Source organism: Neisseria sp. P0009.S007 (assembly GCF_051962515.1).
The window spans coordinates 1-932 of record NZ_JBQCVF010000626.1; the positions used below are offsets into that span (position 1 = coordinate 1).

Below are 932 nucleotides of genomic sequence, written 5' to 3' on the forward strand. Positions count from 1 at the left end.
TGGGTCATGAAGCGCGTATAGCGGTCGGCCGCGGGTAATTGGCGGACAAATTTTTGTTTGGCTTCGGCATCTTCAGGCTCTAGTGCGCGGATGTGCAGTGTGTTGCCGTCGGGCAGGGTAAAGGTCTCGGTTTGGCTCGGATAGGGTGCGAGTACGTTTTGTATCTCGGGCGTTTCGGTTTTAGGGTGCAGCAGTTCGGAAGCGGCTTCGCCGGTGTTGCGTAGGAATTCGGCCGCTGCCGGATTTTTTTGTTGGAGGTAGGCGGCGGCGCTTTGCATTTTGGCGGCGGCCTGTTCCAAGGTTTGGACGGCTTTTTTTGGGATTTTGGTTGTTGGTACGGCTGGTTTTTCCACGATTTCGGGAATGATAGTGCTGCTGTATTGGCTGCCGTTGTGGTTGAGGATAATGTCGCCGATATGCTGGTTGTTGCGGATAAGCGTGTTTAGGGAATGCAGGAATTGATTGAGAACGGACGTGTTGTCGAGTTCTGCAAATTGGCTTAAACGCTGGATATCAAGCGTGGTAAATGGAGGCAATGCGGCTTCGGTTTGGCCGTTGTAATGGGCGGTAAGGATATTGCCGTAAATGGCATGGCGGCTGAACCGGAACTGGACGGCATTGTGTTTTTGGGTTTGGCACGGAGGCAGGTATAGGGCTTCCGCCATCAGTTCTGTTTGGCCGGATGCAATGGCTTTATCGATACTTTTGCTTTTGGGTGTTTTCAGACGGCCTGTTTTGGCTGGGGCAGGGGTATTTTTCACTTGTTGCAAATAGGCGGTTTGATTGCGGAAATAAAGTGTCAGTAAGGCTTCTTCCGGCGTGTTAAACCGGGTTAGGCCGTCTGAAAAACGATAACTGACGAGAATGGGCTTGCTGGTTTTTTGTGCCAAATTATCCAGAGTTTGATGAATGCTGTACGCATCCGGCGTATC

The 932-nt window shown here is 51.4% G+C and carries 1 pseudogene; it reads right to left on the reverse strand.

Annotated elements, in window-relative coordinates:
* Window positions 1-932: pseudogene (locus ACTHS3_RS15255) on the reverse strand (GNAT family N-acetyltransferase); the annotation flags it as partial.